The organism is Parasynechococcus sp., from assembly GCF_042954325.1.
Taxonomy (GTDB): domain Bacteria; phylum Cyanobacteriota; class Cyanobacteriia; order PCC-6307; family Cyanobiaceae; genus Parasynechococcus.
In genome coordinates this window covers 1-3,784 of sequence record NZ_JBGKDS010000078.1, presented here as the reverse complement: position 1 = coordinate 3,784, position 3,784 = coordinate 1, and the positions used below count along the sequence as shown (strand labels likewise).

Genomic DNA, 3,784 nt, shown 5'->3' with positions numbered 1-3,784 from the left:
GCTTTGCTCGAAGACACCCTTGCCCGGGCGATCGGTCTCTGGCCGCTGCCCAAGCTGGCGCTGCTTCTGGCGTTGGTCTGGGCCCTGAGGCGGCAAGGTTGGAGTTGGGGGAACCGTGCGCTGCTCGATCGCAGCGCCGTGATTCCATCGCTGTTGATGGTGCTGGCGGTGCTGACGGTCTCGTTCGTCAAACCGCTGGCCTTCAGCCGTTATTTCGTTGTCCTTCTGCCGGCACTGCTGCCGTGGTTGGCGGTGCAGGCCGGTGGCGTCACCCTGATGCCCCGGATGCGATGGAGCGTGGTGGTTGTTCTGGCGGCCCTCCTGTTGACCTGGTGGGGGCCGGGGTTTGATGAGCTCGATCCGGTGCAGCCAGGCCTGCGTGAGCAGGATCAATTTGCCCTGGTCAGCCGTCGTTCTGCTGGCTTACCGGAGCGCTATAGCCCGCGGGCCCGCCTGCTGAACCTCAGTGACCGGATGGAGCAGTCCATGGGGCGCATCGCGGCCACCCAGACGGCATGGGGGAACAAAACTGCCCTGAGGTCACGGCTGGAGCGCGACCCCACCCCTCCGGTCATTTGGTTGGCCAGTAGTGGTCCAGAACCGACGTTGAGCAAGCGATTGAAACCGTTGCTCCGCTTGGTCGAGGCCAACGGTTTCGCGTGTGCCGAGGCGGAGGAGGAGCTCAGCCATGGGCGGATTTTGCGTTGCCGATCCGGATCCAGGGGCCCTGATGGATCAGGTGAGCCGCAGTTGCTTCCGGACAGCTGATCAGCAGGGGGCCGCAGGTCTGTGGATCCACGAGCAGCTCGAGTTGGCCGCGGCTGGGTGCTGCACTCAGTTCGATCGGGGCCCAGCCCGCTTGGGGGTCCGGATCCAGCAGCTGCCAGGCCTGGCGGTTGGAGGGGGCGAGGCTGCTGGCCAGGCCTTGCTCCAGCAGCGCCAGGGCTCCTGGGTAGGCGGGCAGCTGCGCGAGCTCGAGGCGGACCCGAATGTCGGGATGCAGCATTTCTCCGAGGTGACCCAAAAGCCCGAAGCCGGTGATGTCGGTGCAGGCGTGGATGCCGTCGCACTGGCGCAGGCCATTCACCAGCTGGTGCTGGCTTCGGTTCATGGTCTGCAGGACATGATCGAGATCGTTCGGGTCGGCAGCGCCGGCCATGGCCGCGGCAAACAGCACGCCTGTGCCCAGGGGGCGGCTCAGCAGCAGCGCATCCCCAGCCCGTAGACCTTGTTTTGGCCAGGGAGGACCGGAGGCGGTTCCGGTCACGCTCAAGGCCACTTGCAACCCAAGACTGGCTGGATGCGGCGTTGGGCTGCGGGCCTCGAGGGTGTGGCCACCGATCAGTCGGGCCCCCTGTTCGTCCAGGACGGAGCGGATCCCCGCCAGTGACTGCGCGAGGAGTTCCTGTTGTAAGTCGGCTCCGTCGGTTGGCAGGGTCACCACCGCCATGGCGTGGTTCACATCGGCACCGCAGGCCCAGAGATCGGAGCAGGCATGCAGGGTGGTCAGCCGCGCATTGAGCCAGGGATCGCTGAGCAGTGCCGGAAACCCATCCACGCTCTGGAGCCGAGGGGGGTCTCCGCCCAGTTCCGCTGCATCCTCGGCTGGGCCGTGGAGACCGGCCTGCTGCAGGGCCGCCTGCAGGGGAGCAGCCGGCAATTTGGCCGCGCATCCTCGGCAGGCCATGGCTTCCGCGTCTTGGTCCATGGCTCGTGGAGGGTCGAATGCGGCGATGAAGCGTTGATCAATCCGTTGTTTGATCCACCACAGCCAGCGGCTGGCCGGCAGGCTCCAGGCTCCCCAGCGGCCCCAGGCCCGCACGGGGTCGTGGGAGGGATTGCCCATCAGCTGAAGCGCCAGGGGCTGGGGTCGCCATGGTTTCAGCGGCCGGCCATGCTCCGCGGCCAGCAGATTGCGCGCCAAGACCACCGCGCTGCGGACGGCCCAGACCCCGGAAGGAGGGCGGGGTGCTGACTGAATCACGCCACAGTCCCCGCTGGCGAACAGGCTCGGATGACCGCAAACGTTGAGGGTGGCATCGGTCTGGATGCGTCCATCGGCATCCACGGGCAGGGCCTTGGCAAGCCAGGGCGGCGCTTGGCTGCCAGTGCAGAGCAGCGTGGCTGTTGGTTGGTGGTCGGCCTCGGCCTTCAGGCGGATGCCGGCCTCCGCGATCCGTCCCCTCGCCGCGGGATCGTGGCTCAGGCTTTTGCTGATCAGGGTGAGCGGTCGTGTTGGCCAGCGCCGTCGTAGGGCCAGCACGACCTCCTGTCCGGCTGGTCCACCGCCAACCACGCAGAACGGTTCCGTGGAGTGGCGGTCCTGCTGATCCAAGAAGGCCAGCGCGGGTTCCAGTGGTTTGATCGGAATGCCGGGCTGCTTCGATGGCTTGGATTCAGCACCGAGATTGAGGCTGAGGCGGCGGTAGCGGAGGGGTGGTCGGTCCCTCAGCAACAGTTGGCATTGCTCGGTGTCGAGGCCGACAATCTCTGCGATCACGAGGGCCACACCGGCGCGATCACAGAGCTGGCGCAGGTCGATGGAGGCGGCATTCCGTTGGTACTGGCCGGCGATCAGGCCGGGCACCATTCCGGAGTAGAGCGCGGTGCTGCAGCGGTTGATCAAGGTGATCAATCCGGGGGGGCGTTGCTGCGGGTGCATGGCCCAGCGCCGCAGCAACAGGGCGTGGCTGTGTCCGCCGCCGGCCAGCAGGATCGGCGCGGTGCCTTTCATCCGCGTCGATAGCCCATGGGATTGGCCTGCTGCCAAGCCCAGCCGTCCCGGCACATGTCCTCCAGGGTGCGTGATGCTTCCCAGCCCAGGACTGTCTTGGCCTGGAGCGGGCAGGCCTCGAGTTTCGGCACATCACCCGGACGTCTCGGCACGATGCTGTACGGAACAGTGATGCCGGTGGCACGTTCGAATCCGTGCACGACCTCGAGAACGGAGAGCCCACGCCCTGTCCCAATGTTCAAGGTCAGGGCTGTGGAGTCTGGTTGCTGCAAGAGGTGGTCCAGGGTGACCCCATGGGCGTCGGCGAGGTCCATCACATGGAGATAGTCCCGGATGCCGGTGCCGTCTGGCGTTGGGTAGTCATCTCCGAAGACGTGCAGCTGCTCGCGACGACCTGCGGCGACTTGGGTGATGAAGGGGAAGAGGTTGTTGGGAATGCCGAGGGGGTCTTCACCGATTCGGCCGCTGGGGTGAGCACCGACGGGGTTGAAATAGCGGAGGCTGGCGACCCGCCAGGCCCCGGTGCGGCAGAGGGCACCGAGCATCTGCTCGACGGCCAGTTTGGTCTGCGCATAGGGGTGAATCGGTGCCGTTGGTGTCTGTTCTTGCAGGGGAAACGTCTGTGGTTCGCCATACACGGTTGATGTGCTGCTGAACACCAGCGTTCGACAGCCATGCCGTTCCATCGCAGCGGTCAGGACCCGGCTGCCGTTGACGTTCACGTCCCAGTAGCGCAGGGGGTCGTTCACCGATTCCCCCACGGCCTTGAGTCCGGCGAAATGGATCACACCATCGATCGTTCCACCGCTCTTGAACGCGTGCTCAACGGCGTCGGCATCGCGCACGTCCCCTTCGATGAGCTCCAGGGATCCTTGGCCGTTGGCCAGGCCTTTGACCCGCTCCAGCGCTTCGGGGCTGCTGTTGTCGAAGTTGTCCAGCACCAGGAGGGAATGGCCCTGTTCCATCAGCACCAGAGCGGTGTGACTACCGATGAATCCAGCACCGCCGGTGATCAGGAAGCGATGCCCCATGGAGATGGTCTGCCGATGG

The 3,784-nt window shown here is 65.9% G+C and carries 2 protein-coding genes and 1 pseudogene; 1 reads left to right on the top strand and 2 read right to left on the bottom strand.

Translation table 11 applies throughout. The features are described 5' to 3' along the window. A pseudogene (locus ACGVKB_RS10225) lies at nucleotides 1-768 on the top strand (hypothetical protein); the annotation flags it as partial. On the opposite strand, the gene selD reads toward ACGVKB_RS10225, so the two are convergent. Together selD and galE are read right to left on the bottom strand one after the other, a co-directional pair. Next, the gene (gene selD / locus ACGVKB_RS10220; RefSeq protein ID WP_392351633.1) at nucleotides 683-2,734 is read right to left on the bottom strand and encodes a selenide, water dikinase SelD; all 2,052 of its coding nucleotides are present in this window, start codon (nucleotides 2,732-2,734) and stop codon (nucleotides 683-685) included. The pseudogene ACGVKB_RS10225 and the gene selD sit on opposite strands and share 86 nt — an antisense overlap. Further along, a complete protein-coding gene (galE, locus tag ACGVKB_RS10215; protein ID WP_392351634.1) occupies nucleotides 2,731-3,765 on the bottom strand; it encodes a UDP-glucose 4-epimerase GalE in 1,035 nt (344 codons plus the stop codon). Before galE ends, selD begins: the two co-directional genes overlap by 4 nt. Nucleotides 3,766-3,784: the final 19 nt, after the last annotated feature.

Coding starts and splice junctions, on each gene's coding strand:
- selD (WP_392351633.1), bottom strand. CDS start 2,734: ATGAAAGGCACCGCGCCGATCCTGCTGGCCGGCGGCGGACACAGCCAC.
- galE (WP_392351634.1), bottom strand. CDS start 3,765: ATGGGGCATCGCTTCCTGATCACCGGCGGTGCTGGATTCATCGGTAGT.